This is a genomic window from Amycolatopsis halotolerans (assembly GCF_042647905.1).
GTDB lineage: Bacteria > Actinomycetota > Actinomycetes > Mycobacteriales > Pseudonocardiaceae > Amycolatopsis > Amycolatopsis halotolerans.
In genome coordinates, this window is the sequence record NZ_JBHRWI010000015.1 from 1 (window position 1) to 26196 (window position 26196).

Genomic DNA, 26196 nt, shown 5'->3' on the forward strand with positions numbered 1-26196 from the left:
TCCACTAGAATAAAAGAAGAAACCATCCGTGGCTTACACGGAAATCATGACAGGGTCGCGGAACCAGGCCAGCACCAGCACCGCCTGGCGATACGGGGTCAGCGCCCGCCGGCCGCGGCGGGTGCCCCGGGCGCGGCGTTCGGCGCGCAGGACACGCGCGACGAACAGGGCAAGCTCGCGCGCCACGTCGAGCGTGGCACCATAGGCAATCACGTGGGGCCCCTGGGTTTTCTCGGACTTGATCTTCGCAAATCCAGTCCTACCAGCGGCCCCACGCCTCATCCCCCGACGACACGCACCCCGCCCAGCCCTACTGAGAAAACCTCAATGTGGCGTTCGGTGCGTTGAGCGCACCGAACGCCACATTGGGGCGCAAGACCGCGCACGCCCCAAACCGCGGAGCACCACGGCCGCGTGAGTGTTCATCCCGGTCAGAACCGGCACCGCCACCCCCTACTGCGCAGCCACCGCCCTCTCTCCCGGCACCGCCCGCAACACCGGAACCTCGTCCAGCAACCCACGCCGCCCCAGCTCCGGCCGCACCCCTTCGCCGAACCAGTACGCCTCCTCCAAATGCGGATACCCGGACAGCACGAACTCCGACACCCCGGCGTCGTGGTACTCCTCGATCAAATCCGCGATCTCCGCGTAACTGCCCACGAGCGCAGTCCCCGCCCCGCCGCGAACCAACCCGATCCCCGCCCACAGATGCGGATGGATCTCCAAATCCCGCGCAGTCGTCCCGGCCTTGCCGCCGTGCAGCGCGACCATCCGCTGCTGCCCCACCGACTCGCTCGCCGCCAGCTGCGACTGCGCCTTCGCGATCTGCTCCGGATTCAACGCGTCGAGCAGCTTCTGCGCCTCCGCCCAAGCCTCGGCCGAGGTGTCGCGCGCGATCGTGTGCAGCCGGACGCCGAACCGCACCGTGCGTCCCTCCTGCTCCGCCAGTTCCCGCACTTTGCCGATCTTCTCCGCGACCTGTGCGGGCGGCTCGCCCCAGGTCAGGTACACATCAGCGTGCCGCGCGGCGACCGGGAGCGCCGCCGCCGAGGACCCGCCGAAGTACAGCGGCGGCAACGGATCCGGAGCGGCGAGCGTCGTGGCCCCTTCGACGCGCAGGTGGTCGCCAGCGAAGTCGAACGGCTTGCCCGACCACACACCGCGCACGATGGAGAGGAATTCGTCGGTCCGGGCGTAGCGGGCGTCGTGGTCGTGCCAGTCGCCGAAACGGCGCTGTTCGATCGCGTCGCCGCCGGTCACGATGTTCAGCAGGACCCGGCCGCCGGACAGCCGCTGGAACGTTCCCGCCATCTGCGCGGCGAGCGTCGGCGAGATGACGCCCGGGCGGAACGCGACCAGGAACTTCAGCCGGTTCGTCTCGCGGATCAGCGCGGCGGTGGTCAGCCAGGCGTCCTCGCACCAGGTCCCGGTCGGCGTGAGCACGCCCTCGAACCCGAGCCGCTCGGCCGCGCGGGCGACCTGCGCGAGGTAGTCCAGATCCGCCGGCCGCTGCGCGCTCGGACCCCGGGATTTGTTGGCGTGGAAGCGTTCCACGATCGTCCGGCCGTCCCCGGTGGTCGGCAGGAACCAGTGCAGTTTGACGCTCATCCGTTCCTCCTCGCGGCCTCGATGTCGGGCCCGTAACGGCGGTCGACGAACGCCGCGAAGTCGACCTTCCCGGGCAGCGTGCCCTCGTTCGTGAACGCGTCGGCGAGCTGCTGCTCGGACACGACGACGGAATCGTCCAGCGGAATCGGCCGGTCCCGCCCGGCGGACACGGCCTTCTTCGCCACCTCCGGCTTCAGCCCGGTCTCCGCCGCCCACGCGCGCGCCCACTCGTCCGGATGCGAATTGGCCCACAGCTGGGCCTTCACCACACGCTGCACGAAATCCTTGATCGCCGAGTTCTTTCCGGGATCAGCGAGCGCGGTGGTGCTGGCGGTCTCGAAGGCGAGCCCGTTGGACGCGCCGCGGCCGTCGGCGAGCACCCGAGCGTGCGCCTCGAGCTGGGCCTGCGCGGTGTACGGGTCCCAGATCGCCCACGCGTCGATCTGGTGCTGGGTGAACGCGGCGAACGCCTCCGACGGCTGCAGGAACGAGATCTTGATGTCCTTTGTGGACAAACCAGCCTTCTTCAAGGTATTCAGCAGCTGGCCGTGCGCCGAACTCCCCTTCGCGACACCGACCGTCTTGCCCCGCAAAGACGCGACATCGGTCAGCGGCGAATCCGGCGGAATCAGAATGGTTTCCCGTTCCACATTGCTCTTCGCGACACTCACCACGGAGATCTTCGCCTTCGACGCCGCCGCGAAAATCGGCGGCGTGTTGCCGACCCGGCCGACGTCGATCGCGCCCGCCGACGCCGCCTCCAGCAGCGGCGGCCCGGAGGTAAAGGTCGACCATTCGACCCGATACGGCGTTCCGCTCAGCTGATTCGCCGCGGTGAGCAGGGATTTCACCCCGCCTTTCTGGTCGCCGACGCGAAGCGTCACGTTCGTCAGTTCGGCGGGCGACACCGCGGCGGGCACCGGCGCGCGACCGTCCGAAGCGGACGACGAGCAGGCGGCGAGCCCGGTCAGCAGCAGCGCCGCGGCCAGGACGTTACGCAGGTGCACCTTCGGTCACTCCCAGATCGGCCAGGACGCGGCTGCGCACCTCGGCGTGGTCGGCGGCCTTCCGCGGACGCGGCTGGCCGAGAACGTGTTCGGCGACGATGTGGCCTTCGCCCAGGACGAGGATCCGGTCGGCGAGCACGAGCGCTTCGTCGACGTCATGGGTCACCAGCAGAACCGCGGGTCTATGCGTGCGCCACAGATCCTCGACAAGACGGTGCATCGCCAGCCGCGTCAACGCGTCGAGCGCGCCGAACGGCTCGTCCAGGAGCAGCAGATCCGGCTCGCGGACCAGGGCCCGCGCGAGCGAAACCCGTTGCGCCTCACCACCGGACAGCGTGAGCGGCCATTTGTCGGCGTGCTCCGCCAGCTGCACTTCCGCCAGCGCTTTCTCCGCGACAGCACGGCCGTTGTCCTGATGCAGACCGAGCACGATGTTGCGCCAGACCTTGCGCCATGGCAGCAGCCGGGGCTGCTGGAACGCAACGGAAACCGTCCCGTCGACGCTGGCAGTGCCCTCGATCTCCCGATCCAGCCCCGCCAGCACCTTCAGCAGCGTCGACTTCCCGGACCCGCTTCGCCCGAGCAGCGCGACGAACTCGCCGCGGCCGATGTCCAGATTGAGTCTATTGAGGACAGTACGGTCGCCGAACCTCTTCGCGAGGTCACGGACCTCCACTACCGGGCTCGCCATCGCAGGGCCCTCCTTTCGAGCAGCCGGACGAGCGCGTCGGTGACGAGGCCCAGCACGGCGTAGACCACGAGCCCGACCACCACGACGTCGGTGCGCAGGAACTCGCGGGCATTGTTGATGAGGTAACCGATCCCGGCGTCCGCGTTGACCGTTTCGCCGACGATCAGCGCCAGCCACGCGACCCCGAGCGACTGCCGCAGCCCGACCAGCGCCTGCGGCAGCGCACCCGGCAGAACGACGTGCCACAACCGTTCGCCGCGGGTGAATCCCAGTGCCCGCGCCGCTTCCACGAGCTGCGGGTCGGCGGTGCGGATTCCCGAGTGGACATTCAGGTACAACGGGAACGCCACGCCCAGCGCCACCAGCACGATTTTGGTCTCTTCGCCGATCCCGAACCACAGGATGAACAACGGGATCAACCCGAGGAACGGCAACGTGCGCAACATCTGCACCGGCGGGTCGACCAGCGCCTCGCCCCACCGGGACAATCCCGCGACGGCCCCGAGCAGGAGCCCGGCCAGCGCCCCGAGCGCGAACCCCGCGCCGACGCGGCCCAGCGAAACAACGAAGGCACTGCCGAGTTCGCCGCTGCGGGCGACGTCGACGCCGGCTTGCAGGACAGTCCACGGCGAACTGAGTTTGTCGGGCGGCAACGCGCCGGTCGAGCTGGCGATCTGCCACGCCGCGACCAGCACGACCGGGCTGATCCAGCGCCGCAGCGACGGCAACCGCCGCCGCGGCGCACGCTTCGGCGCTGCCGTTTCGGCGCGCGGCAGCACGCCCGTGGTGGAAATCGACACGGATTTCTCCCGGGTGGGGGTTTTCGGTTCAGGGAAAGGGATTCAGCGGCGGGGCAGACAGACCGCGCTCGCCTGCTGCCGGAGGTCGACGTGCAGGCGGCACACGAGGAGGACGCCGCGCTTCATGCCCCCGAGCTTCGATCCCCGGACGGGTGAAGTCAATGTCGCGCCGGACGGCTCTCACGCACTGGAACCCGCGCGCCGGTGTACGGGGTTTGTTCACCCGGCGGGTCCACGGATGCCCGGGATGCGGGACGGGTTTCCCGGGCTGTTGCCGAACATGGGACGGGGCGTGCCGCGCTGCGGAATGGCGTCCGCACAGGGGGTTTCCCGGTCAGCTCCGCATATCCGGTGCGCCCAGTCCGAGATCCGGGCTGTCATCGCTGCGGCTGCTCGCCGCCCCTGGCGACGCCCGCCTCGCCGAACCGCCGGACGACCGGAGCCATCGCGAAAATTGTCGGTGCTGTGCGGTACAAGATCACTATGGTTATTTCCACGGCACAGCAAGCGTTCTTCGCCCCGGCCCCGCACAGCACACCCCGCCGGCGCAACCAGCCTGCCCCGCGGGCAAGTTGCGGCACCACCGCTGCGGCGACCGCACAGCCAACCGGCCGATCCCGCCGCCAGCCTCCGGCACCGCGCGCCGAGCCGAACTGTCAGCGGCCCGAACCGAGACCCGGCTCAGCCGCCGAACATCAGCCGCCATTCCTCCAGCGACCGGGGCCGGAAGACGAAGTTCGTCCCCTTCACCCGCGACAGCGACGCCGAAGACTCCGGCGAATACTGGTGTCCTGGATACACCACCGGATCGCCCGGAAGCGTCGCCAGCCATTGCAGGCTGCGGAAAATCGCGTCCGCGTCGCCGCCGGGGAAGTCGGTCCGGCCGCAGCCCTCCAGGAACAGCGTGTCCCCGGAAACCAGCCGGTCGCCGACCAGGAAGCACTGGCTTCCCGGCGTGTGTCCCGGCGTGTGGAGCAGCCGGATGTCGATCGAGCCGACCGTCAAGACGTCGTCGTGCTCGTGGGCGCGCAGATCAGTGTCGGACACGCCAGTCACCCGGCGCACCCATTCGCTTTCTTGCGCGTTGACGTGGATCGGCACCGGCCGCAGCGCGAGAAGTTCCGCGATGCCCGGCAGCGAGAAGCCCATCATGTCGCCGCCGACGTGGTCGGGGTGGTGGTGCGTGGCGAGCACGCCGGTCAGCCGCATCCCGTCGGACTCCAGCGTCTCGACCAAGTCGCCCACCGCGTACGCCGGGTCGACCAGCACCGCCTCGCCCGATTCGCGGTCCCCGATCAGGTAAGCGAAATTCACCATCTGGGTCGCGACGGGATCCCCGACGGCGAAATCGCGGCCGGCGAGCAGTTGGCGGAAGTAAAGCTGGTCTGCCATGCCCCGCAGCCTAACGGTCGCCGCTCACTCCCCCACGGAGCCATCGGCGAGTTCCCGCAGCGCGTCGAGGTGCCCGACGTGCCGCGCGGTCTCCTGCACCACATGCGCCAGCACCCAGCGGACGGTGTAGTCCCCGGACCGCCGCGTCCGGTCCTCCGGCGTGAGCCCGGCCAGCGCCGCCGCCACCCGTTCCCGCTCGGCGCGATAAGCCGCGACGACCCCGGCGACGTCGTCCTCGGCCGTCAAATCCCAGCTCGGATCCGGCGACCCTTGCCAGAGCGACGGCTCATCGGACCCGCCCGCCTCGATCACGAGCCACCACCGCTCGACCGCGGTCAGGTGCTTGAGCACGCCCAGCGCGCTGGTCCGCGGCGAACTCGGCAACGGGGTCGCGGCCGCCTGCTCCCGGGTCAGCCCGGTGACCTTCCGCACCGCGGTCGCCCGAAGAAAGTCGAGGAACCGCGTCTGCACGGTCAACTCGTCGCCGTCGAGCGGATCCGGCCAGACGCGTTCCACCTCCGCCATGGCCCCGATCCTATCGTCGCCGGGCAGGAATACCCTCGGCGTCATGGTGTGGGGATTTCTGTGCGCGCTGCTGTCCGCGGTGGCCTACGGCGTCGCTTCGGTCATGCAGGCGGTGGCCGCGAAGGCCGCCCCCGACGAGGGCGGTTCCGGGGTCGACCCGCGCCTGCTGCTGCGCGTGCTGCGGCAGTGGAAGTTCGTCGTCGGCCTGCTGCTCGACGGTGTCGGCTTCATCGCGCAGATCGCCGCCCTGCACGTCCTGCCGTTGTTTCTCGTGCAGGCAACCCAAGCCGCGAGCCTCGCCGTAACGGCAGTCGCGGTACGGGTCTTCGGCGTCCGACTCGGCGCACGGGAATGGACCGCCGTAGGCGTCGTGTGCGCAGGGCTCGCCCTTCTCGGTTCGTCGGCGGAAAGCGAGGGCTCCAGTGAGGTCGGCCTAGGCTTCCGCCTGACGCTGGCCGGTGCCGCCGTCGCACTCGGAATCGCTGGACTCCTGGTCGGCCGCGCCAGCGACCGTGTACGCACCGCAGGCCTCGGCCTGGTCGCGGGACTGTGCTTCGGCCTCGTCGCGGTCGCCGGACGGGTGATCCCCAGCCTCGCGCCTCTGGACCTGCTACGCGATCCTGCCCTTTACGTCGTCGCCGTCGCAGGTGCGCTGGCCATGCTGTTCTTCGCCACCGCCCTGCAACGCGGCAGCGTCACAACGGCCACGGCGATGATGGTGCTCGGCGAGACGGTCATGCCGTCGCTGATCGGCGTCGTCCTGCTCGGCGACCGAACCCGGCCCGGCTTCGCTGTCGTCGCCCTGATCGGTTTCGTCCTGGCCGTCGCCGCCGCTCTGGCACTGGCCCGGTTCGGCGAACCCGAACCGGCCTCCGCCCCGTCCGGAGAGCAGCCGCCGGAGGCAGAGCCCGCCGGACACGACGCCCGCCGGTAGGCCCGCACCTCCCACCGCCCCACCGTCCCCCACCGGAGGTTAGGCTAGCCTTCGAAACTGGCGGGACGAACGGGAGCAATCGGCGAACGGGACCAGCCTCGCCCGCACGAAGGGAGGCGCTGGTGAGCACGACCGCACCCACGACCGGCCGTGGGGTCCTCCGCGGCGCCGTCACTGGCCAACGGAAGTCCGTTCTCGCCGCCTCCGTCCTCGCCGCAGGTCACCAAGGCGGCGAGGCACTCGTCCCGGTAGTGGTCGGCGTCGTACTGGACCGGGCCGTAGGCGACAGTTCGACACTCACCCTTCTCGGCTGGCTCGCCGTGCTCGCCGTCGTGTTCCTCGTGCTCTCCTACAGCTACCGCTTCGGCGCACGAGCGGCCGAGCGGGCGTCCGAGCGGGCCGCGCACGAGATCCGGCTCGCGGTCAGCCGTCGGGTCCTGCATCCGCGCGGCGGCGCGGAGACCGGCTCCCTCGCCGGGGAATTGGTGAGCGTCGGGACCTCGGACGCCCGCCGCGTCGGGATGGTCAACGCGGTGCTTCCGTTCGGCATCGCGGCACTCGTGGGACTGGTCGTGAGCGCGGTCGTGCTCCTCCGGATGTCCGTACCGCTCGGGCTGCTCGTCCTCCTCGGCACCCCGCCGCTGCTCTTCCTCGCCCACCTCATCGGCAAACCGCTCGAGAAACGCAGCGAACTCGAACAGGAACGCGCCGCGCACGCCTCGGGCGTCGCCGCCGATCTCGTCAGCGGGCTGCGCGTCCTGAAGGGCATCGGCGCGGAACCGGCGGCGACGGCACGATATCGCCGCACCAGCCGCGATTCCCTGCAGGCGACCATCCGCGCCGCCCGCGCGCAGGCCTGGCACAACGGCGCGCTGCTCGCCCTCACCGGGATCTTCATCGCGATCGTCGCACTCGTCGGCGGCTCGCTCGCGGCAAACGGCGAGATCTCCGTCGGCGACCTGGTCGCCGCGGTCGGACTGGCCCAGTTCCTCCAGACACCGTTCACCATCTTCGCCTGGGTCAACGGCCAACTCGCCCAGGGCCGCGCCTCCGCCGGGCGAGTCGCCGCTGTGCTCAGCGCGCCCCCGGCTGTCCTGGACGGAACCGGCGAGCTGCCCGTCTCGGCGCGCGGCAGCGTGACGTTTTCCTCCGTGTCGCAGGGAAAACTCCGCGAGCTCGACCTCACCGTCCCGCCCGGCGAACTGCTCGGCGTCGTCACCACCGACCCCGCCACGGCCACCGATCTCCTCGACTGCCTAGGCCGGTTCGCCGACCCCCGCGACGGATCCGTCCACATTGATGCCGTGAATCTGTCCACTGTGGATCCCGAACGAGTCCGTGACGTCGTCCTCGTCGCCGCGCACGACACCGATCTGTTCGAGGGCACCGTGGAAGACAACGTCCGCGGCGGAATGCCCGCCGTCCCCGACGGAGTGCTCACCGCCTCAGCCGCCGACGAGGTTGCCGCCACTCTCCCCTCCGGCACGGCCACGACGGTCACCGAACGCGGGCGATCGCTGTCCGGCGGGCAACGACAACGCGTCGCCCTCGCGCGCGCTCTCGCCACGGAAGCGACGGTTTTGGTGCTGCACGATCCGACTACCGCCGTCGACACCGTCACCGAATCCCGCATCGCCACTGGAGTCGCGCAGCTGCGCCGGAACCGGACGACGATCGTGGTCACCACCAGCCCGGCCCTGCTCTCCGAGACCGACCGGGTCGTGCTGATCGAAGACGGCCAGGTCGTCGCGGAAGGCAGCCACGCCGAACTGGTCCGCGCCGAGGCGGCCTACCGAGCGGCGGTGCTGTCGTGACCGAACGCGAACTCCTGCCCGTCGCCGCCGGGCCGCGCATCCGGGCCGTCCTGCTCGATCTGCTGCGCCAGGCGAAAGGCCGCGCCGCCGGGTCCTTCGCCTTCGTGGTCGGCGCGACCGCGATCGGCCTGCTCACCGCTCCGCTGCTCGGCCGGGTCGTGGACCTCGTCGCCACCCGGCAGCCCGCGTCCGCGCTCGCGTACCCGGTCGCCGGGCTGGTCCTGGTCGCCGTGACGTCCGCGATCGCCACCGCCATCGGCGTCTCGATGCTCGCCCGGCTCGGCGAAACCATGCTCGCCGACCTGCGCGAACGGTTCATCGACCGCGCGCTCGGCCTGCCGCTGGAACAGGTCGAAAAGGCCGGTTCCGGCGACCTGACCACCCGCGTCACCAACGACGTCTCGGTCGTCGCCGAAGCCGTCCGGCAAGCACTGCCCGCGCTGGCCCGTTCGGTGCTGACGATCGTGCTCACCCTGGTCGCGATGGCGATCCTCGACTGGCGTTTCCTCGCCGCGGCCCTGCTGGCGGTCCCGATCCAGCTGCACACCGTCCGCTGGTACGTCCGCCGCGCGACCCCGCTGTATGCCGCCCAGCGAGCCGCCGTCGGCGCGCAGCAGCAACAGCTTCTCGACACTATCGGCGGCGCCAAGACGGTCCGCGCGTTCCGTCTCGCGGACGCACACGTCGACCGGGTCCGCGAACGGTCCAACGGCGCGGTGAAGCTGGCGTTGCGCGGGGTTCGCCTCGGCACCCGGTTCTACGGACGCCTCAACCTCGCCGAGTTTGTCGGGCTCTCAGCCGTGCTCGCGGCCGGTTTTCTTTTGGTGGGCGCGAATCTCGCGACCGTCGGTGTCGCGACGGCAGCCGCGCTGTACTTCCACAGCCTCTTCGGGCCGATCAACACCGCACTCGCGCTCGTAGACGACGCGCAGGCCGCAACCGCGAGCCTCTCCCGGCTCATCGGGGTGGCAGATCTCCCTTCACCGGCCGAACCGACCCGGGTGAGCCGTCCGGTCGACGCGTCGGTGAAGGCCGTCGACATTGGACACTCCTATGTGGACGACCATCCGGTGCTCCGGGACGTCGATCTGGAAGTCGCGCCGGGCGAGCGAGTCGCGTTGGTCGGGGCCAGCGGCGCAGGAAAGACAACGCTGGCGAAACTGATCGCCGGAATCCACCAGGCCAGCAAGGGCACAGTATCGATCGGCGGCGTTCCGCTCGACCAGCTCGGCCCGGCCGCCACCCGTCGCGCGGTGGCGTTGATCAGCCAGGAGGTGCACGTCTTCAGCGGCCCGCTGGCCGATGATCTCCGCCTCGCCGCCCCCGAGGCCAGCGACGGCGAGCTGCGGGCCGCGCTGGCGAAAGTCGGCGCGGCCGAGTGGGTCGAGGCCTTGCCGGAGGGGCTCGCCACGGTCGTCGGCGAGGGCGGGCATCGGCTGACCGTCACGCAGGCTCAGCAACTCGCGCTGGTCCGCCTGGTGCTCGCCGACCCGCCGGTGGCGATCCTCGACGAGGCGACGGCCGAAGCAGGCAGCGCGGGAGCGAAAACGCTGGAATCCGCCGCAGCCGCCGCGCTCGAAGGCCGTACCGGCTTGATCGTGGCGCACCGCCTGACCCAGGCGGCCGCTTCGGACCGCATTGTCGTCCTGGACGCCGGTGCGGTGGTCGAATCCGGCACGCACGACGAACTGGTCGCGGCTGGCGGACGATACGCCACGCTCTGGACCGCCTGGTCCGGCCTCCGCAGGACGGAGTGATCCTGCGCGACCGGGCTATGCGGCGTATCCGCCGTCGATCCTCAGCACCGCACCGGTGACGTAGGAGGCCTGCGGGCTGGCAAGGAAGACGACGCCCGCGGCGATTTCCTCCGGCCTGCCGTACCGCCCCATCGCCGCGGTCGGAAGGAACATCGATGCGGCCTGACCGTCAGCGGGATTTCCTTCGGTGTCAATGAACCCGGGCTGGACGACGTTGACCGTGATGCCCCGCTGCGCCAGATCGCGGGCCGCGCCCCGGCTGAAGCCCTCGAGAGCCGACTTCGTGCCCGTGTAATACGCCATCCCCTGGAAACCCGCCCGAGCGGCCACCCCCGAGCTGATGCTGACGATCCGCCCGCCCTCAGGCAGCAACGGCACCGCCGCCTGGATTCCGGCCACCACGCTGGTGTAGTTGACGGCAAGCTGCCGTTCGACAGCGGCCTCGTCGACAAGCTCGCTGCCGACGAGATCGCCGCCGCCCACGGCCGCGTTGTTCACCAGGATGTCCAGCTTCCCGAACCGCTCGACCACCCGCCCGATCAAGCCCGCCGCCTGCATCGCGTCCGCCTGGTCGGCCCGGAAAGCCGCCGCGCGCACCCCCTTCGCTTCCAAGTCCGCGACCACGGCCTCGGCCCGATCCGCCGAGGACGAGTAGCTGATCGCGACATCGGCTCCCTCGTCGGCCAGCGCCAGCGCCGACGCCGCCCCGATCCCCCGCGACCCGCCGGTCACGATCGCCACCTTGTTGTCCAGCTTTCCCATGCGCTTCCCGCTTTCCCCTGGCCGCGACGTGCCGCGGAGTTCTTGACCGTGCGGTCCACCATAAGGATGGTGGACCGCACGGTCAAGAACCTTTACCCTGGTCCGCATGGCACGTCCGCGCACGTTCGACGAGAAACAGGTGCTCACCGCCGTCCGCGATCAGTTCTGGGACGCCGGCTACGCCGCGACCTCGCTGGAAGACCTGATGCGGGTCAGCGGCTTAGGCAAAGGCAGTCTGTACGCGGCGTTCGGCGACAAGCGCCAGCTCTTCCTCCGGGCGCTGCGCAGCTACACCGAGGACAGCCACGAAGCTCTCCGGAAAGCCCTCTCCGAGCCGCCGCGAGCCCTGGACGCACTGCGCCTGCTCCTCGATGCGCCGATCGACGACCCGACCGGCACGCGGCGTGGCTGCCTGATGGCCAACAGCACGTGCGAACTCGGCAACGCCGATCCGGAAGTCCTCGCCCACGCCCACCGCACCTACGAGACGTCCACCGCGCTGATCGGCGACTGCGTCGCGCGTGCCCAACGCGAGGGCGACCTGCCTTCCGGAGCGGATCCGATCGCACTGGCGCGAGCCCTCCTGGCCGCGCAACAAGGGCTCGTGTTCATGAGCCGGACCGGACTGGACACAGCCACGCTCGCCGCGACCGCACAGTCGCTCGCGGCTCAACTCCTGCCGGACCGCACCGACGCACGCTGAGGAACCAGCGCCGGTGCCCGACCCGGCAGGCAAAGTCCAGCCAGCCGGATCGAGCGGGGAACCCTGGATTCGCACCGGGTCCCCCGCCGGGGCTTCAGGATTCCCGCGACCTGATCAGCGACAGCGGACGCAGGTCAGTCCAGTTCTGCTCGATGTGGTCCAGACAGGCTTGCCGCGCGTCCGGGCCGAACGTGGTCTGCCAGCCGTCCGGCACGGTCGCGAAGTCCGGCCACAGGCTGTGCTGACCCTCGTCGTTCACGAGAACCCGGTAAACGCCGTCGGGGTTTTCGAACGGATTCGTCATAGCTCAGTCCTCTCCCAGCTCGCTCAGCGAATCCCGCTCACCGCGTACTCGACCGGGTCAGCCCCGGCCGCCCGTCGGTCCACAATGGACTGCAGAATCTCGCCCACCCGCACAGCCGTGTTCGACAGCAGCGACGACGTGATGCCGTGCGTGTGCTCCGTGCCGCCCTGCAGATAGAGGCCGCCGCGCACAACGGGATCAGTGGTGATCCGGTAGTCCCGTTCGACCTTCAACCGCCCCTCGTCGTCCCTGCGGCATTGCCCGGCCAGTCCGCCGAGCAGCGACGTCGGATCCGCGGGCAGATAGCCGGTCGCGTAGATGACAGCGTCGGCATCCAGCACCGAACGTTCGCCGGTCGCCAGCGATTCGACTGTCGCGCGCACGTGCGTGCCCTGGTCGGCGACCTCGACCGGACGCGAGATGTTGAACAGCCGCAACCGTTCCACGCCGAGCACCTTTTCCTGGTACCGCCGCCGGTACAGCTCGTCAATGAGGTCCAGGTCGACCGCGGAGTAGTTCGTCGCGCCGTGGTAGCCCATCAAGCGTTCCTTGACCGGTTCGCTTGCCGCGTAGAAGGAATCGACTGCCTCGGGGTCGAAAATCCGGTTGGCGAACGCACTGTCGTCGGCCGGGCTGTAGCCGTAGCGGGCGAACACCGCGCACACCTCGGCGCGCGGGAATTCGTCGTGCAGCAAGGCGGCGACCTCGGCCGCGCTCTGACCGGCGCCGATCACCACGAACCGGCGCGCGTCCGTGCCGCGCAACGACTCGACGCGGTGCAGCAGTTCGCTGTTGTGCCAGATCCGTTCCCCGGCGACGACACCGTCCGGCAGCTTCGCCCGCAATCCGGTTCCCAGCACCAGGTTCCGTGCCCGCAGCTCGGTGATTTCGCCGTCCACCTCGGCGCGTACGTCGAAGAACGCGATCTCGTCGCCGTCGCGCACCGGTTCGACCGAGACGACCTCGCTGCCGTAGGACACCAGGTCGTCGACCTTCGCCGCGGCCCATTCGAAGTAGTCGTGGAACTCGACGCGCAGCGGGAACAGGGTCTTGTGGTTGATGAAATCGACCAGCCGCCCCTTCTCGTGCAGGTAGTTCAGGAAGGTGAACGCGCTCGCCGGGTTCCGCATCGTCACCAGGTCCTTGAGGAACGACACCTGCATCGTCGCGGTGTCGATCAGCATCCCGCGATGCCAGCCGAACCGGGGCTGGCGCTCCAGGAAGTGCGCCGTGACCGTCTCCCCCGAGCCCGCGTTGTGCTCGGCGAGGGCGATCGCGAGCGCGAGGTTGGACGGCCCGAACCCGACTCCGACCACGTCGTACACCGGCACCTGGCTGTCCTCGGCCCCTGCTCGTGACATGAAAGTCCCCTAGCGCGGCACTGCCGCATCACCGTTCCCGACTGACCAATGCTCAAGAAACCCTAACCTAACTTAGGTAAGCCTCAACTAGTACTGTCTGGGTGATGTTCGTCCCGACCACGAAAGGTGCACCGCCGATGCGCGTGGCCATGTTCGGCTACCAGACCTGGGGACACCGCACCCTGAAGGCCCTCCTCGACGCAGGCCAGGACGTGCGGCTGGTGGTCACCCACCCGCCGAGCGACCACGCCTACGAACGGATCTGGAGCGATTCGGTCGCCGAGCTGGCCGAGCAGCACGGAATCCGCACCCTGCTGCGCACCCGCCCGGACGACGCCGAACTGCTCGACGAACTGAAGGCCGCGGACCTGGACCTGATCGTCGCGAACAACTGGCGCACCTGGCTGCCGCCGGAGATCTTCGCCCTGCCGCGCAACGGCACGCTCAACGTGCACGATTCGCTGCTGCCCGCCTACGCCGGCTTCTCCCCCATCATCTGGGCGCTGATCAACGGCGAGCCGGAAGTGGGCGTCACCGCGCACATGATGAACGACGAACTCGACGCGGGCGACATCGTGGCCCAGCGCGCAGTGCCGGTCGGCCCGCGCGACACCGCCACGGATCTGTTCCACCGCACCGTCGACCTCATCGAACCGCTCGTGACGGAAGCGCTGGGCCTGATCGGATCCGGCACGGTCGTCCCGATCTCGCAGGACCGGACGAAGGCGAGCTTCTTCCACAAGCGAGCGCCGCGCGACAGCCTCATCGACTGGACGTGGTCGGCGGAGGAGCTGGACCGCTTGGTGCGCGCCCAATCCGACCCGTACCCCAACGCCTTCACCTACCACCGCGGCGAGCAACTGCGCATCGTGCGCGCGTCGGTTTCGGACGGTCACTACGGCGGGACGCCGGGACGCGTCTTCATCCGCGAAGGCGAGGGCGTGGTGATCGTCGCCGGGCGGGAGGCGCGGCGGGGTCAGTCGCCGGGGCTGCGGATCGAACGCGTCCGGACGGCTGACGACCGGGAGCTTTCGGCGGCGGAGTACTTCACGACCATGGGCGGGTATCTCACCGACCGTCCGTGACAGCTCGTGAGTGCCTGTTCCGTTCTCCGGCGCAGGCACTCACGAGGCCTGGTCAACGCTCGGAAACCTTGCCCCCGTCGACTTCCAGCCGCCGCGTCACCGACACCGCGTCCAGCATCCGCCGGTCGTGCGTCACCAGGAGCAGCGTCCCGGGGTAATCGTCCAAAGCGGACTCGAGCTGTTCGATCGCGGGCAGGTCCAAGTGGTTGGTCGGCTCGTCCAGCACCAGCAGGTTCACCCCGCGCGCCTGCAGCAGCGCCAGCGCCGCGCGGGTGCGTTCGCCGGGCGAAAGCGTCGCCGCCGGACGCAGCACGTGCGCGGCCTTGAGCCCGAATTTCGCCAGCAGGGTACGGACTTCCGCGTCGGCGAGCGACGGGACCTCCTGCGCGAACGCGTCCGCCAGCGGAAGGTCGCCGAGGAACAGCCGCCGAGCCTGGTCGACCTCGCCGACCACCACGCCCGGCCCGAGCGCGGCATTGCCCTCGTCCAGCGGCACCCGGCCGAGCAACGCCGCCAGCAGCGTGGACTTGCCCGCGCCGTTCGCGCCGGTGATGGCGACCTTGTCCGCCCAGTCGATCTGCAGGTCCACCGGCCCGAGCGTGAACTCGCCGCGCCGCACGACCGCGCCCCGCAGCGTCGCGACCACCGCGCCCGCGCGCGGAGCGGCCGCGATCTCCATCCGCAGCTCCCACTCCTTGCGCGGCTCCTCGACGACCTCGAGCCGCTCGATCATCCGGTCCGTCTGACGCGCCTTCGAGGCCTGCTTCTCGGTGGCCTCGCTGCGGAACTTGCGGCCGATCTTGTCGTTGTCGGTCGCCTTGCGGCGGGCGTTCTTGACGCCCTTCTCCATCCACGAGCGCTGCATGCCCGCCCGCGCCTCCAGCGCCGCGCGGGTGTTGGCGTACTCGTCGTAGTCCTCGCGCGCGTGCCGCCGCGCGACCGCCCGTTCCTCCAAATAGGACTCGTACCCGCCGCCGTACGCCTTCACCTGGCGCTGCGCCAGGTCCAGCTCCACCACGCGGTCGACGGTGCGGGCCAGGAACTCGCGGTCGTGGCTCACCAGCACGGTCCCCGCGCGCAGCCCGGTGACGAAGCGCTCCAGCCGGGCGAGCCCGTCGAGGTCGAGGTCGTTCGTCGGCTCGTCGAGCAGGAAGATGTCGTACCGGCTGAGCAGCAGCGACGCCAGCCCGGCGCGCGCGGCCTGCCCGCCGGAGAGCGAGAGCATCGGCTGGTCGAGGTCGACGGCCAGCCCGAGGTCCGCGGCGACCTCGCCGGCACGGTCGTCCAGGTCCGCTCCGCCGAGCGCGAGCCAGCGGTCCAGCGCGGTGCCGTATGCGTCGTCGGCGCCGTCGATGCCCGCGGTAAGCGCGTCGGTCGCGGCGTCGAGTGCGGTTTGCGCTGTCGCGACACCGGTGCGTCGCGCGAGGAACGCGCGCACCGACTCGCCCTCGCGCCGCTCCGGTTCCTGCGGGAGGTGCCCGACAGTAGCTGTCGGCGGATTCAGCCGGACCTCGCCGGATTCCGGGCGGGTCAGCCCGGCCAGCGTGCGCAGCAAGGTGGACTTGCCGGCGCCGTTGACGCCGACCAGGCCGATCACCTCGCCAGGGGCGACGACGAGATCAAGACCAGAGAAGAGAACGCGGTCACCGTGGCCCGCGGCCAGGTCCTTCGCGACGAGTGTGGCGCTCATATCGCAGCCGAGTTTACGGGTGCCCCTCGCGCCGCGTGCCGCGTGTCGGCTCCGTCACTCCGAGTGGGTACTCTGGGCGGGTTGCCGGGTCCAACAAGAGCAGTGAGGTCGGTGAAAAGCGATGGCGGAACCCGCCCCCGTCCCGTTCGGCCGGGGGAAGCAGCGGGCTCCCCGGCCGACCGTCAGCAGACGGCGCGAGGTGAGCCACGCCAGTGCGCGGTCGCTGCTGATGACCGTGCTGGGCGAGTACGCGCTGCCGCGCGACCGTCCGGTGTGGACGTCGATGCTGGTCGAATCCCTCGGCATGCTCGACATCGAGGAGAAGTCCGCGCGCCAGGCGCTGGCCCGTTCCGCTGGCGAGGGCTGGCTGGTGTCCGAACGCATCGGCCGCCGCGTCCGCTGGTCGCTGACCCCGCCCGGACGGCGCCTGCTCACCGAGGGCGCCGACCGCATATACGCCTTCGGCCGCGACGCGCACGCCTGGGAGAACCGCTGGCTGATGCTGATCGTCTCGGTACCGGAGGCGAAGCGCGACCTGCGCCACCGCCTGCGCACCCGCCTCACCTGGGCCGGCTTCGGTTCGCCCGTGGCAGGCGTCTGGGTCAGTCCCGATCCGAGCCGCGAGCCCGAAGCGCAGAAAATCGTCGCCGAACTGGGCCTCGAAGCGCAGGCGATGTCGTTCACCGCGGAGTACGGCGCGATCGGCGACCAGGAAAGCATGGTCGCGCGGTCCTGGGACCTCTCCGAGCTGACCGACCGGTACGAGGACTTCATCGACCGCTTCACCGGTGTGTCCCCCTCCGGCTCGCAAGCAGTCCTGCGCGCGCAGACCGAACTAGTGCACGAGTGGCGGCGTTTCCCGTTCCTCGACCCGCAACTGCCCGCAGAACTGCTGCCCGCAAGCTGGAGCGGTGCCAAAGCGGCAGAGCTGTTCCACCGCAAACACGTGGAATGGCGCCCCGCCGCGCAGGCGTACTGGGACCAACTCACCGCGAACGAGGAGCAAGCATGACGAGGCTGGAACGCGACGGCGGGCTCGCCGTGCTCACCATCGACGAGCCGCCGCTCAACCTCTACACGAAGCCGCTCCAGGACGCGCTTCTGGACGCGATCGGCTCGCTGGAGGAAACCCCCGCCCGAGCCCTCCTGATCCGAGCCGAAGGCCGCGTCGTGAGCGGGGGTGTCGATGTCGCGCTGTTCGACGCGCAATCTTCTCCCGCTGAGGCGAAGGTGCTCTTCGACGAGCTGCTCACTGTCCCGGATCGCCTTGCCGCACTGCCGTTCCCGACAGTTTTCGCCGCGCACGGCCTCTGCCTGACCTGGGCTTTCGAGGTCGCCATCGCTTGCGATCTGTTGCTGGCCGCTTCCCGCGCGAAGTTTGGCCTAGTCGAGAAGGTCGTCGGCCTGACGCCCACGATGGGTGGAACCCAGCGCCTCGCTGCCCGCGCTGGGGTGGCGCGGGCCAAGGAGTTCGTGTTCACCGGGGAGCCGTTCGACGCGGCGACCTTGGAACGGTGGAACGTCGTCAACCGGGTGCTTCCGGATGAGGGTTTCGATGACGCTGCACGGGAGTTCACCCGTCAGCTCGCTGAAGGCCCCACCCAGGCACACGCCGCGACGAAGCAGATCCTGGCGCACTTCGAGCACGGCGGGGTGCCAGAGGCGAACGCGCACGTGACGGAGATTGCCGCGGATCTGTACAACACGGAAGACCTGCGGGGTGCGGTGAAGTCGTTCCTGGCGGAGGGGCCGGGGAAGGCTCGGTTCAGCGGTCGCTGAGCGGGTTGCTCGCCAGCCCTGGCCCCCTTGCGCGGGCCCGGGCTTTTTGGTGCCCGCGTGGTGCTGCGGTCGGCCGCTCCGGGTTGATCATGACGGTGTCGTCCCGCTTCTCGCGCTGGGAACCTCGTTTGCCTGGGTTTGCGCAGGTCAGGGACTAATGAAGACCTCGCTGCGGGGCCGGTTTGGGGACCCGCTAGAGTAGTCACATCGCACTCCACGAGGGGTTCCTCGGGGGAGTGAGGAGTCCGGGCTGTGGCGCAGTTTGGTAGCGCACTTGACTGGGGGTCAAGGGGTCGCAGGTTCAAATCCTGTCAGCCCGACCGGACGAATACCAGGTCAGGGCCTCTTTCGCACCTAGCGGGAGGGGCCCTGATTTGCGTCTAGGGTCCCCAGATCTCACAAAATCTCACGAACTCGTATTGCACGGGTGTTGCATGATCAGTTGAGAAGCGCCGTCAGCTTCTCGCTTGCCTGCCGCAAGTCCTCGGTCGTCGGGTGCGTGTACACCCGGTCTGCGATGGTGAGGTCGCCGTGCCCGGCCCATGCCGAGACGATCGGCCCCGGGACACCGTTCATCCGGAGATAGGTCAGGCACGCGTGCCGGGCATCGTAAAGCCGGACCCGGCGCACACCGGCCGCGTTCATCAGCTTGTACGCCGCGCGCCGGAGCTGGTCCGTGCGGAACGGGCGCCCGAGTTCGTCCACGAGCATGTAGCCGCTCGCCTCGTACGCTTCGCCCGCGGCGAGCCGCTCCTTCGCCTGCTGGGCCTTAAACCGGCGTAGCGCAGCGACGTTCGGCGCGGGAAGCGGCAGCTTCCGGTCGCGGTTCACGGTCTTGCCCCCCTTCTCCTCGACCACCCCACCCTCGTCGCCCCAAACGATCGTGCGCGTGTTCTCGCCTGCGTTGATCGTCGGGAACTCGTCCTTGCCCTTCGGATCGAGATCGACGTGCTCATCCCATTTGACGCCGCACAGCTCAGCCGGCCCCATGCCCATCAGCGCCTGCTGCATCACCGCCTCAAGGCGACGGCCGACCATGTACGCAAGGAACTGCTTCGCTTCCGCCGGGGTCCACGGCTTCCGTTTGACCTTCTGCCCGGTCTGGGTCGGGCACTTCACCGGCGCGGCGACGTTGAACTCGCACAGCTTCTGCCGGACCGCGAAGTCACCGACCGCGCGCAGCCGCGACAGCATCAGCTGAATGGATCTCGGCTTAAGCCCGGTACCGGGCTTGCCACCGCGCTTCCGGCCGGACGTGCTCATCCAGTCGACCAGGTCCTCGACGTCCGTCGTGGAGAAGATCTGCCACGCCTTCGTGCCGTACTGATCGCGGACCGGCTTGAGCGCGTTTTTGTAGTTCTCGACGGTGTTCTTCGCCTTCCCGCGGGTCGCCGACCGCAGGTACAGGTCAATCACCTCGTCAACGGTCACCTTCGCCGGCGCGACGAACGATCCGCGGTTCACCTCGTTGAGAATCTTCGCGAGAGCTTCCTCCGCGCCGCCCTTGCCACGCTTCTTGTCGAACGTGCGCGTCAACTGCTTCCGCTTGCCGGTCTTCGGGTCGTTCCCGATGTCGACCACGAATCTGTAGCGGGTCTTCCCGCCTACCGTGATCGTTTTAATCGGTGGTGCTGCCATCGGTTCTGCTCTCCTTTATCTCCGCGAGGGCGGCACGCACCGCAACCTCGGCAGCCTCTTTTGCCTGCGCCAGCAGGGTTTCCTCCCGCTGGGAAAGTGCGCCCTCGAACAGCGCTTGCACGTTGCCCTCGCTCGTCACGGCCGAACCCGCCGCAGCGACGACGCTGGTGGCCCAGCCAGGGAACGTGGCAGTGAAGGCTTGGAACTTAGCAAGATCGAGATTCTCGGGATCTGCTCCGGACAACTCGTTGCCGACACCCAACAGCCAGGACAGCGCGCGCTCGGCCGGAACCGAGACATCCGGCGTGACGTCGACCTGTTCGTTCATCTGATCGCCAAACAAGAGGGCGAGCGGGGAGACGTTCAGAGCCAGGCTTAGTGCGAACCACTCGTCAACGGTGACGAATCTAGTGCGGCGGCCAGCTTTTCTGCGTCCGCTCTCGATCACGTAGATCACTGGCACCGTCAAGTGCGGGGCACCGTGCGCCGCGCACTGCTCTGCGAGCTCCTCGACGGTCCACCGACGATGCTTACGCAGCACGCGGAGGCGCTCTCCGACGATCTCGCTCAGCTGACTCGAATTCATCACATTGACGAACTTTACTCGCCGGATTGCCTAGGCGCAAGTGGACGGCGTACAACTACGGCATACAGCGAATCGCTGAGAAGATTTCAGCGAAGTGCCGAATGGAGCTGCCGCCCATGCCCGAATCCGCCACTGCCTTCAGCCTGGAGAAGATCGATACGCCGACGATGGACCTGCCGGACGCCTGCGTGGCCTTCGGTATCAGCCGGTCCTACGGCTACGAACTGGCCAAGCGCGGAGAATTCCCGGCAAGAGTGATCAAGCTAGGCACGAGATACCGCGTCGTGACGTCCTCGGTTCGTGAGGTCCTGGGACAGCAGGGCACCGGACCGGGTGGTGCGGCTGCGTGAACCCCGGACAGCAGAACGGGCATCCGGGGTGCACGCCCACAGATGCCCGTCAACAGCCGAGTAGCCACCACGCCACTGCCGCACCCGACACGATACTTGACGCCACTGACAGTGCGGAACAGTTGCGTCGCCGACGCGCCGCGTCCCAGCGACTCCCGCCCCTCGCAGACGGCAGGGTCGACCCGTGGGCCGACGTCGAACCCGTCGGAGTGTCCGAGCAGAACCTCCGCGCCGCGCGGCGCACGTGGCACCACCTCCGAGACCTCGGGCTGCTCACCGAACACGTCGAGGAATTCCTGCAGCGCGAGATCACCGACGCGCGCGGAGGGCGGGTTGCCGCATGAGCCTTCCCGTCCGGCCCGAACTGTCCGCCGTCGGCGCGACCGTCCTCAGCGGACAGTTCGACCAGTCCCCGCCAAGCCCGACCGAATACGAGCCGCCGCCGGAGCCACCCGACGACGGCTATCCGCCCGACGACACAACATCCGCTATCGAGCGGCGCACCATCGAACTCCGCGGCCGGCTTCTGACTCCCGACCGCCTGCGGGAGATCCCGCCGCCGGTGCCGATCGTCGAGGGCTATCTGTTCCGTGACTCGCTCGCGTGGCTGGGCGGGAAACCCGGTCACGCGAAGTCGTTCAGCGCCGTCGACTTCGCGTGCTGTGTCGGCACCGGCCTGGCGTGGCACGGCCACGACGTCACACGCGGGAGCGTCCTCTACCTGATCGCCGAGGGCGCGTCCGGGCTGTCCCTGCGAGTCGACTCGTGGGCCGCCGCCAACGGCCGACGCGTCGACAACGTGCTCTTCCTCCCCATCCCCGTCCAGCTGCTCAACGCGCTCGACACGGCCGCGTTCACCGCGCTCGCCGCCGAACTGCGCCCCGATCTCGTCATCATCGACACACAGGCCCGGGTGACCGTCGGCGGCGAAGAGAACTCGTCCAAGGACATGGGCCGGTTCGTCGACTCGCTCGAGCACCTTCGGCGCGCGTCCGGCGCGTGCATCCTCGTCGTCCACCACGAGGCGCGCGGCGCCGAGAACCTCCGCGGCTCGACCGCGCTGGAAGGTGCCGCGACGACCATCCTGCGCTGCTCGAAAGACGGCGCGGTCGTCGAGATCACCAACACCAAGCAGAAGGACTCCCCCGAGCAGCCGCCCCTGCAGCTCACCCTCACCGCGTTCGGCGGCAGCGCCGTCCTCTCCCACGACCCCTACGGCGTCGCCGACGCGCCCACCGAGTCCGAACGCGACCTCCTCGCCTGCCTCCGCGACACCTTCGGCACCGCCGGGGCCACCAAAACCGAGCTCCGCGACGCCTCAGGCCAAGCCAGGACGACCTACTACCGCGCCATCGGGGCCCTCGTCGCCAAGGGCCTCGTCGTCCAGCACAAGGAAGGCCGCGGCACCCGCTACGTCCCCGCGGCCGACGAAACACAGGAGCCGCTCCCCCATGAATGACCACCCCTCGAAATTCCCACCGACCTCGTGGGACTCGTCCACAAAGGACAGTTCAGACCGTCATCAGTCCCAACCAGTCCCACCAAACAAAACCCCCTCCCACCAGCAGGATTCCCACAGTCCCACCGAGTCCCACCAAGCACTCGGGAAAGTCCCAAAGTCCCACACCCCTATAGGGGGTGGGACACCCTGGGAAACCACCCCGTGGAACCCCAACCGACCCCAGAGACATCGCCTCGCCCGGCTACCCCATGAAGTCGCTGCGCGCCGGGGGTACCTCTTGGAAATGTCGCGTAGCCGATCTTCGCGTCTCTGGCGGGCGTGTTGGTCGCCGACGAGAGGTGATCGTGAGAAGCACGTGAGATCCCTCGTCTATGCCCAGGTCAGAGCGTCGGCACTTTCTGGGTCGTCAAGTGCGCGGCCAGTGAGCTGGGCGGGTGGTCGGCGATGACCCGCTCCCGTTCCTCGGCCCGTGCCGCTGGCACCCGGTTCGAGTCGAGCGTCGCCCGCTACCTGGCGGATGTCCTCGCCGACGACCGGGTCGAGCGCCGTGCCCGCACCGGCGCGAAGGACCGCGGCGACATCGCCGGTGTCCGTGCGCCCGGCGGTGGCCGGGTGGTGCTGGAGTGCAAGGACGTCGCCCGGCTCAACCTGGCTGGCTGGCTCGCCGAGGCGGAGGTTGAGCGCGGCAACGACGACGCCCTCGTCGGCCTGGTCGTCCACAAGCGACGCGGCACCACCGACCCCGCCAGCCAGTACGTCACGTGCACGTTGGCCGATCTCGTCGCGCTGCTCGCCGGCGCCCGTCCCGCAGGAGGTGAGCGCTGATGCCGCTCTGTACCGCAACATCGAAGCGCAGCGGCAAGCCGTGCGGACGGCTCGCCATGGTCGGCCAGGCAGTGTGTGCGACACACGGAGGTTCTGCGCCTCAAGCGAAGCGCAAGGCCGTCGAGCGGCAGACCGAGGCGCAGGCGCGCGTCGAGCTGGGGAAGCTGACCGCGTTGCTCGGCCCGGCCGAGGCAGTGGAAGACCCGCTCGGCGAGCTGCTGCAGCTGGCCGGCGAGGCGAAGCGGTGGAAAGAACTGCTCGCCGGTCGTGTCTCGCAGCTGACGGCGCTCGGGTACGAGGGCGTCATGGGCGAGCAGGTGCGGCACGAGGTGCAGTTGCTGGAGAAGGCGACCGACCGTATGGCCGCGATCCTCACCGCCATCGCGAAGCTGCGCATTGACGAGCGCCTCGTCGAGGTGCACGGCAAGATCGGCGAGCGGCAGGCTGAGATGTTGGCGGCGATGGCGTTCGCGGTGCTGGACTGGCTGGGGCTGCAGCACGAGCACTACCAGCAGGCTCGCAAGATCATGGCCGCGGTGATGCAAGCCGAGCTCAACGGCGAGCCTAAGCCTCGACTGCCGGAGCGCCCGGACCTGTACAAGGTCGTTGAGCGCGTGGAGTACCGGGATGTCGAGGTTGAGAAGCCGTGTCCGAAGTGCAATCAGCCTGCGCAGCCGGTGGTGATTGAGCAGCCGCGGGAGTTGCCGCCGTCGCGGCCGCGTCGCCAGATTGAGCCGTATCGGCCGTTGAACGCGGATGGTTCGGTGCCGGGTTGGGAGAACTGGGCGTGAGCGCGGCAGACGATTTGGAGCGGGAGGCGCGTGCTCGGCTTCAGGAGCGGGTCCACGTCATGATCGATGAGGCGATCGAGGGCTACTGGCGCGACGTGATCGGTTGCGAGGTCAAGTATTTCGTGCGTGAGGGGCCGGCGAAGTACTTGCGGTACACCGACAATCTGGGCGCGGCTACGGATCGTTCGGGTCTCGACGGTGAGCTTCGTCGTCTGCTCGGGGGTGGGTCGTGACTGCGGGCGACGATGCGCTGTGTACCTGCAGTCAGTGCGGGGATCGCGTGCCGGTGGCCGAGCTGGCCGGGCACGTCGTCGAGCGGCACGCCGGAGCTGGCGCGCGGTGGTCGGCTGAACGGTTGATCGACCTGTCGCACCTGTTGCTTGAGGTGTCGCTTGTGGATCCGTGCGGGGCGTGCGATGGCGCGCGGGCGGTGCGGTTGCTGCCGGGCGATTGTGTGGCGTTCCAGGTGGTTCGGACGCATGAGCCGTCGTGTCCGGCGTTGCCGCCGGGTGCGCGGGAGCGTGCGCGCCGCGGTGAGGTCGTGTTTGACGTGCCGGGCGAGAATCCGGGGTGGTGACGATGGTTGAGCCGTTGCCGACGCCGTCGGGCGATGTGGTGTTGCCGGGTGCGTGGGCGGCGCAGCTGGCGGCAGCATTGAGACAGCTGGCGGAGTGCGGAGTGCGTTTGACGCCTGAACTGACCGCCACGGCGGTCGTGTGCAGGGCAGTCGCGCGAGACCGGGCATCACTGTCCACTGTGGGGTATCCCAAGCCGGAAGTTGTTGCGGTACACCAAACCGATCGATCCTTTAAGGGAGAGATCACCACCGCCGAATCGGCCGAGATGCTGAGTTGCAGTTCTGAAAGCGTGCGGCAGCGTGTGGCGTCCGGTGCTCTCCCTGGCCGGAAGGCCGGGAAAACCTGGCTTATCGACCGAAAGGCGGTCGAAGCCCTCAGGAAATGACCGGAGATCGGCATGACGGAGCCCGCCAGCACCGCAGAACGTGCGGTCGCTCTCGACCGCCAGGTACAGGAAGCGCGCGGCGAGGTCGAGCGCCTTGGGCTCGCGATCGCCGAGTCGGAGCGCACGGCGTCGGATGCCCGGAAGGCTGTCGACCTCGCGGGGGCGACGGCCGCCGACGAGGAAACCGTCAGGCTCCGCGGAGAATTAAGCACTGCGCAGGGCGCGCTCAAGGCGTGGGAAGAGGCGCACCGCGCTGTGTCTGCCGAGCGGTCTCGCGAGGCGCAGGCGGAGGAGCTGGCCCGGCATCGGAAGCGGCTCGACGAACTTCAGGACGAGGCGGCACGTACCTTCGCCGATGTTCGGCCGACGCTCGACGTGCTCGTCGACCGGATCGAGCAGACCGAGGCGCTGGAGCGTGAATTGCATGGCGTGCGAGGCCGCGTGGCTGCTCTGGCCGCCGATCTGGACGGTTCGCCGTTGCAGGCTACGGGTTCGCGGTACTCGACCGGCCCCATGATCGTCGCGCTTGAGCGAAACGGCCTGTTGCGCGATCTGGTCGCGCGGCACCGTCGCGAAGGCTGGCACGCCCTGTAGACCTCCGGCCGCGCGGGTCAACGTCACCGCTCCGGCACACACAGGGTCGTCACGGCGGCCCGCTGGGAGGGGAATCGACAGGACGCCCAAGACGCCGGGCTCACTCCGGCGAGGCGCACCTGCCCGCTGCGGCCATCCATCCCTCGAATCCGTTGGGAGCCAACGTGAAGCACCAATCGATCACCGCGTTCACCGAGACCTACACCGGTCGTGCCAAGTTGGCCACGGAGCACGCCACTACTGCCGACCTCCCTGCCGTCATCGCCGAAGCGCTCCAGCCGACACTCAAAGCGGTAGGCGAGGCGCTGGCGGCGCTGCCGGACGACGATTTCCGGGCCGCTGGCGAAAAGGTCATGAACGACCGGACCGCCGCGACTGACCCGCTCGCCGCGTCTCGCGCGTTCTGGGGCAGCGGTCTCGGCGCTCCGACCGAACAGGAGCGGTGACGTGACATCGGCGCTCACGGCTGGGTTCGAGATCCACGTCGATCCGCTGGCCGTCCGGATCTCCGGCGACGGAGCCGAGGGCGGGGCGCGGCACCTGACCGTGTCCGGGCAACTCGCGATCGTGGACGCGGTCCACGCCTACCACGACAGCCTCAGCGCCGAGGAACTGCAGATGCTTGCCACCGGGGCAGCGGCCGAGCTGGTCCCGGCGTTGGTGCACGTCGACCGGTTCGCCGTGTCCGCTCTCGTCGTGCCGTACGAGGGTGATCGCCTGGCCGCCGCGTTCGCGTCTGTCCTCGCCGCACCGGGCATGACCGCTAAGGACTGAT

At 69.2% G+C, this 26196-nt stretch carries 31 protein-coding genes and 1 tRNA gene; 19 read left to right on the forward strand and 13 right to left on the reverse strand.

Annotation, left to right across the window (positions count from 1 at the left end):
* Positions 1-33: 33 nt before the first annotated feature.
* The 7 genes from ACFORO_RS10320 to ACFORO_RS10350 form a co-directional block, all read right to left on the reverse strand.
* Positions 34-213, reverse strand: a complete 180-nt coding sequence (locus ACFORO_RS10320; RefSeq protein WP_377896536.1) for a hypothetical protein — start codon at positions 211-213, stop codon at positions 34-36.
* A 240-nt stretch (positions 214-453) separates the two neighbouring features.
* Positions 454-1608, reverse strand: coding sequence for an LLM class flavin-dependent oxidoreductase (locus tag ACFORO_RS10325; RefSeq protein ID WP_377868700.1), 1155 nt, complete (start codon positions 1606-1608; stop codon positions 454-456).
* Positions 1605-2615 carry an ABC transporter substrate-binding protein gene (locus ACFORO_RS10330; protein WP_377868699.1) on the reverse strand — a complete coding sequence of 337 codons (1011 nt, stop codon included), beginning with the start codon at positions 2613-2615 and terminating at the stop codon, positions 1605-1607. Before ACFORO_RS10330 ends, ACFORO_RS10325 begins: the two co-directional genes overlap by 4 nt.
* The gene (locus tag ACFORO_RS10335) at positions 2602-3306 is read right to left on the reverse strand and encodes an ABC transporter ATP-binding protein (RefSeq protein ID WP_377868698.1); all 705 of its coding nucleotides are present in this window, start codon (positions 3304-3306) and stop codon (positions 2602-2604) included. Before ACFORO_RS10335 ends, ACFORO_RS10330 begins: the two co-directional genes overlap by 14 nt.
* Positions 3291-4106 carry an ABC transporter permease gene (locus tag ACFORO_RS10340; RefSeq protein ID WP_377868697.1) on the reverse strand — a complete coding sequence of 272 codons (816 nt, stop codon included), beginning with the start codon at positions 4104-4106 and terminating at the stop codon, positions 3291-3293. Before ACFORO_RS10340 ends, ACFORO_RS10335 begins: the two co-directional genes overlap by 16 nt.
* 681 nt (positions 4107-4787) lie before the next feature.
* Positions 4788-5498, reverse strand: a complete 711-nt coding sequence (locus tag ACFORO_RS10345; protein ID WP_377868696.1) for an MBL fold metallo-hydrolase — start codon at positions 5496-5498, stop codon at positions 4788-4790.
* Between the two features lie 24 nt (positions 5499-5522).
* Positions 5523-6023, reverse strand: coding sequence for a DinB family protein (locus tag ACFORO_RS10350; protein WP_354734894.1), 501 nt, complete (start codon positions 6021-6023; stop codon positions 5523-5525).
* Positions 6024-6066: 43 nt separating this feature from the next.
* Here ACFORO_RS10350 and ACFORO_RS10355 point away from each other — a divergent pair, with 43 nt between their 5' ends.
* The 3 genes from ACFORO_RS10355 (at position 6067) to ACFORO_RS10365 (ending at position 10528) form a co-directional block, all read left to right on the forward strand.
* Positions 6067-6957 (forward strand): DMT family transporter, encoded by an 891-nt coding sequence (locus tag ACFORO_RS10355; protein WP_377868695.1) that lies wholly within the window; start codon positions 6067-6069, stop codon positions 6955-6957.
* A 122-nt stretch (positions 6958-7079) separates the two neighbouring features.
* On the forward strand, positions 7080-8771 hold the full coding sequence (locus ACFORO_RS10360) for an ABC transporter ATP-binding protein (protein WP_377868694.1): 1692 nt from the start codon (positions 7080-7082) through the stop codon (positions 8769-8771).
* Positions 8768-10528, forward strand: a complete 1761-nt coding sequence (locus ACFORO_RS10365; protein ID WP_377868693.1) for an ABC transporter ATP-binding protein — start codon at positions 8768-8770, stop codon at positions 10526-10528. The genes ACFORO_RS10360 and ACFORO_RS10365 overlap by 4 nt, the downstream gene beginning before the upstream one ends.
* Positions 10529-10543: 15 nt before the next feature.
* Here ACFORO_RS10365 and ACFORO_RS10370 read toward each other — a convergent pair whose 3' ends face one another.
* Positions 10544-11290 (reverse strand): SDR family NAD(P)-dependent oxidoreductase, encoded by a 747-nt coding sequence (locus tag ACFORO_RS10370; protein ID WP_377868692.1) that lies wholly within the window; start codon positions 11288-11290, stop codon positions 10544-10546.
* Between the two features lie 106 nt (positions 11291-11396).
* On the opposite strand from ACFORO_RS10370, the gene ACFORO_RS10375 reads away from it, so the two are divergent.
* Positions 11397-11993, forward strand: a complete 597-nt coding sequence (locus ACFORO_RS10375) for a TetR/AcrR family transcriptional regulator (protein WP_377868691.1) — start codon at positions 11397-11399, stop codon at positions 11991-11993.
* Positions 11994-12087: 94 nt separating this feature from the next.
* On the opposite strand, the gene ACFORO_RS10380 is transcribed toward ACFORO_RS10375, so the two are convergent.
* Both ACFORO_RS10380 and ACFORO_RS10385 read right to left on the reverse strand, forming a co-directional pair.
* The gene (locus ACFORO_RS10380; protein ID WP_377868690.1) at positions 12088-12297 is read right to left on the reverse strand and encodes an MbtH family protein; all 210 of its coding nucleotides are present in this window, start codon (positions 12295-12297) and stop codon (positions 12088-12090) included.
* A gap of 23 nt (positions 12298-12320) precedes the next feature.
* Complete coding sequence (locus ACFORO_RS10385) at positions 12321-13658, reverse strand: lysine N(6)-hydroxylase/L-ornithine N(5)-oxygenase family protein (RefSeq protein WP_354734901.1); 1338 nt, start codon at positions 13656-13658, stop codon at positions 12321-12323.
* Positions 13659-13795: 137 nt separating this feature from the next.
* On the opposite strand from ACFORO_RS10385, the gene ACFORO_RS10390 reads away from it, so the two are divergent.
* Positions 13796-14743 (forward strand): methionyl-tRNA formyltransferase, encoded by a 948-nt coding sequence (locus ACFORO_RS10390; RefSeq protein WP_377868689.1) that lies wholly within the window; start codon positions 13796-13798, stop codon positions 14741-14743.
* Between the two features lie 52 nt (positions 14744-14795).
* On the opposite strand, the gene ACFORO_RS10395 is transcribed toward ACFORO_RS10390, so the two are convergent.
* On the reverse strand, positions 14796-16433 hold the full coding sequence (locus ACFORO_RS10395) for an ABC-F family ATP-binding cassette domain-containing protein (protein WP_354734903.1): 1638 nt from the start codon (positions 16431-16433) through the stop codon (positions 14796-14798).
* Positions 16434-16554: 121 nt separating this feature from the next.
* Here ACFORO_RS10395 and ACFORO_RS10400 point away from each other — a divergent pair, with 121 nt between their 5' ends.
* From ACFORO_RS10400 to ACFORO_RS10410, 3 genes are all read left to right on the forward strand, one after another.
* Positions 16555-17445, forward strand: coding sequence for a PaaX family transcriptional regulator (locus ACFORO_RS10400; RefSeq protein ID WP_377868688.1), 891 nt, complete (start codon positions 16555-16557; stop codon positions 17443-17445).
* Complete coding sequence (locus tag ACFORO_RS10405) at positions 17442-18212, forward strand: enoyl-CoA hydratase/isomerase family protein (RefSeq protein WP_377868687.1); 771 nt, start codon at positions 17442-17444, stop codon at positions 18210-18212. Before ACFORO_RS10400 ends, ACFORO_RS10405 begins: the two co-directional genes overlap by 4 nt.
* Before the next feature lie 246 nt (positions 18213-18458).
* Positions 18459-18532 (forward strand) — tRNA-Pro (locus tag ACFORO_RS10410).
* Positions 18533-18650: 118 nt separating this feature from the next.
* Here the strand turns inward: ACFORO_RS10410 and ACFORO_RS10415 are convergent.
* Positions 18651-19850: a tyrosine-type recombinase/integrase gene (locus ACFORO_RS10415; protein ID WP_377868686.1), complete on the reverse strand. Its 1200-nt coding sequence runs from the start codon at positions 19848-19850 to the stop codon at positions 18651-18653.
* Positions 19831-20307 carry a hypothetical protein gene (locus ACFORO_RS10420; protein ID WP_377868685.1) on the reverse strand — a complete coding sequence of 159 codons (477 nt, stop codon included), beginning with the start codon at positions 20305-20307 and terminating at the stop codon, positions 19831-19833. The genes ACFORO_RS10415 and ACFORO_RS10420 overlap by 20 nt, the downstream gene beginning before the upstream one ends.
* Before the next feature lie 245 nt (positions 20308-20552).
* Between ACFORO_RS10420 and ACFORO_RS10425 the strand changes: the two genes are divergently transcribed.
* The 11 genes from ACFORO_RS10425 (at position 20553) to ACFORO_RS10475 (ending at position 26195) form a co-directional block, all read left to right on the forward strand.
* Positions 20553-20786, forward strand: coding sequence for a helix-turn-helix transcriptional regulator (locus ACFORO_RS10425; protein ID WP_377868684.1), 234 nt, complete (start codon positions 20553-20555; stop codon positions 20784-20786).
* 209 nt (positions 20787-20995) lie between these two features.
* Complete coding sequence (locus ACFORO_RS10430) at positions 20996-21130, forward strand: hypothetical protein (protein ID WP_377868683.1); 135 nt, start codon at positions 20996-20998, stop codon at positions 21128-21130.
* Positions 21127-22245 (forward strand): AAA family ATPase, encoded by a 1119-nt coding sequence (locus ACFORO_RS10435; protein ID WP_377868682.1) that lies wholly within the window; start codon positions 21127-21129, stop codon positions 22243-22245. Before ACFORO_RS10430 ends, ACFORO_RS10435 begins: the two co-directional genes overlap by 4 nt.
* Positions 22246-22692: 447 nt before the next feature.
* On the forward strand, positions 22693-23073 hold the full coding sequence (locus tag ACFORO_RS10440; protein ID WP_377868681.1) for a hypothetical protein: 381 nt from the start codon (positions 22693-22695) through the stop codon (positions 23071-23073).
* The gene (locus ACFORO_RS10445) at positions 23073-23864 is read left to right on the forward strand and encodes a hypothetical protein (RefSeq protein WP_377868680.1); all 792 of its coding nucleotides are present in this window, start codon (positions 23073-23075) and stop codon (positions 23862-23864) included. Before ACFORO_RS10440 ends, ACFORO_RS10445 begins: the two co-directional genes overlap by 1 nt.
* Positions 23861-24097: a hypothetical protein gene (locus ACFORO_RS10450; RefSeq protein ID WP_377868679.1), complete on the forward strand. Its 237-nt coding sequence runs from the start codon at positions 23861-23863 to the stop codon at positions 24095-24097. Before ACFORO_RS10445 ends, ACFORO_RS10450 begins: the two co-directional genes overlap by 4 nt.
* Before the next feature lie 47 nt (positions 24098-24144).
* On the forward strand, positions 24145-24441 hold the full coding sequence (locus tag ACFORO_RS10455; RefSeq protein ID WP_377868678.1) for a hypothetical protein: 297 nt from the start codon (positions 24145-24147) through the stop codon (positions 24439-24441).
* A 2-nt stretch (positions 24442-24443) separates the two neighbouring features.
* On the forward strand, positions 24444-24827 hold the full coding sequence (locus tag ACFORO_RS10460; RefSeq protein ID WP_377868677.1) for a helix-turn-helix domain-containing protein: 384 nt from the start codon (positions 24444-24446) through the stop codon (positions 24825-24827).
* Positions 24828-24839: 12 nt separating this feature from the next.
* Positions 24840-25421 (forward strand): hypothetical protein, encoded by a 582-nt coding sequence (locus ACFORO_RS10465; RefSeq protein WP_377868676.1) that lies wholly within the window; start codon positions 24840-24842, stop codon positions 25419-25421.
* Between the two features lie 164 nt (positions 25422-25585).
* Positions 25586-25867 (forward strand): hypothetical protein, encoded by a 282-nt coding sequence (locus tag ACFORO_RS10470; protein WP_377868675.1) that lies wholly within the window; start codon positions 25586-25588, stop codon positions 25865-25867.
* Between the two features lies 1 nt (position 25868).
* The gene (locus ACFORO_RS10475; protein ID WP_377868674.1) at positions 25869-26195 is read left to right on the forward strand and encodes a hypothetical protein; all 327 of its coding nucleotides are present in this window, start codon (positions 25869-25871) and stop codon (positions 26193-26195) included.
* Position 26196 lies beyond the last annotated feature (1 nt).

What these genes read in the sequence shown, in the direction of transcription:
- ACFORO_RS10325 (WP_377868700.1), bottom strand. Translation starts at nt 1,608, where the DNA reads ATGAGCGTCAAACTGCACTGGTTCCTGCCGACCACCGGGGACGGCCGG.
- ACFORO_RS10335 (WP_377868698.1), bottom strand. Translation starts at nt 3,306, where the DNA reads ATGGCGAGCCCGGTAGTGGAGGTCCGTGACCTCGCGAAGAGGTTCGGC.
- ACFORO_RS10345 (WP_377868696.1), bottom strand. Translation starts at nt 5,498, where the DNA reads ATGGCAGACCAGCTTTACTTCCGCCAACTGCTCGCCGGCCGCGATTTC.
- ACFORO_RS10350 (WP_354734894.1), bottom strand. Translation starts at nt 6,023, where the DNA reads ATGGCGGAGGTGGAACGCGTCTGGCCGGATCCGCTCGACGGCGACGAG.
- ACFORO_RS10355 (WP_377868695.1), top strand. Translation starts at nt 6,067, where the DNA reads ATGGTGTGGGGATTTCTGTGCGCGCTGCTGTCCGCGGTGGCCTACGGC.
- ACFORO_RS10370 (WP_377868692.1), bottom strand. Translation starts at nt 11,290, where the DNA reads ATGGGAAAGCTGGACAACAAGGTGGCGATCGTGACCGGCGGGTCGCGG.
- ACFORO_RS10375 (WP_377868691.1), top strand. Translation starts at nt 11,397, where the DNA reads ATGGCACGTCCGCGCACGTTCGACGAGAAACAGGTGCTCACCGCCGTC.
- ACFORO_RS10380 (WP_377868690.1), bottom strand. Translation starts at nt 12,297, where the DNA reads ATGACGAATCCGTTCGAAAACCCCGACGGCGTTTACCGGGTTCTCGTG.
- ACFORO_RS10385 (WP_354734901.1), bottom strand. Translation starts at nt 13,658, where the DNA reads ATGTCACGAGCAGGGGCCGAGGACAGCCAGGTGCCGGTGTACGACGTG.
- ACFORO_RS10390 (WP_377868689.1), top strand. Translation starts at nt 13,796, where the DNA reads ATGCGCGTGGCCATGTTCGGCTACCAGACCTGGGGACACCGCACCCTG.
- ACFORO_RS10395 (WP_354734903.1), bottom strand. Translation starts at nt 16,433, where the DNA reads ATGAGCGCCACACTCGTCGCGAAGGACCTGGCCGCGGGCCACGGTGAC.
- ACFORO_RS10400 (WP_377868688.1), top strand. Translation starts at nt 16,555, where the DNA reads ATGGCGGAACCCGCCCCCGTCCCGTTCGGCCGGGGGAAGCAGCGGGCT.
- ACFORO_RS10405 (WP_377868687.1), top strand. Translation starts at nt 17,442, where the DNA reads ATGACGAGGCTGGAACGCGACGGCGGGCTCGCCGTGCTCACCATCGAC.
- ACFORO_RS10415 (WP_377868686.1), bottom strand. Translation starts at nt 19,850, where the DNA reads ATGGCAGCACCACCGATTAAAACGATCACGGTAGGCGGGAAGACCCGC.
- ACFORO_RS10425 (WP_377868684.1), top strand. Translation starts at nt 20,553, where the DNA reads ATGCCCGAATCCGCCACTGCCTTCAGCCTGGAGAAGATCGATACGCCG.
- ACFORO_RS10435 (WP_377868682.1), top strand. Translation starts at nt 21,127, where the DNA reads ATGAGCCTTCCCGTCCGGCCCGAACTGTCCGCCGTCGGCGCGACCGTC.
- ACFORO_RS10440 (WP_377868681.1), top strand. Translation starts at nt 22,693, where the DNA reads ATGACCCGCTCCCGTTCCTCGGCCCGTGCCGCTGGCACCCGGTTCGAG.
- ACFORO_RS10445 (WP_377868680.1), top strand. Translation starts at nt 23,073, where the DNA reads ATGCCGCTCTGTACCGCAACATCGAAGCGCAGCGGCAAGCCGTGCGGA.
- ACFORO_RS10460 (WP_377868677.1), top strand. Translation starts at nt 24,444, where the DNA reads ATGGTTGAGCCGTTGCCGACGCCGTCGGGCGATGTGGTGTTGCCGGGT.
- ACFORO_RS10465 (WP_377868676.1), top strand. Translation starts at nt 24,840, where the DNA reads ATGACGGAGCCCGCCAGCACCGCAGAACGTGCGGTCGCTCTCGACCGC.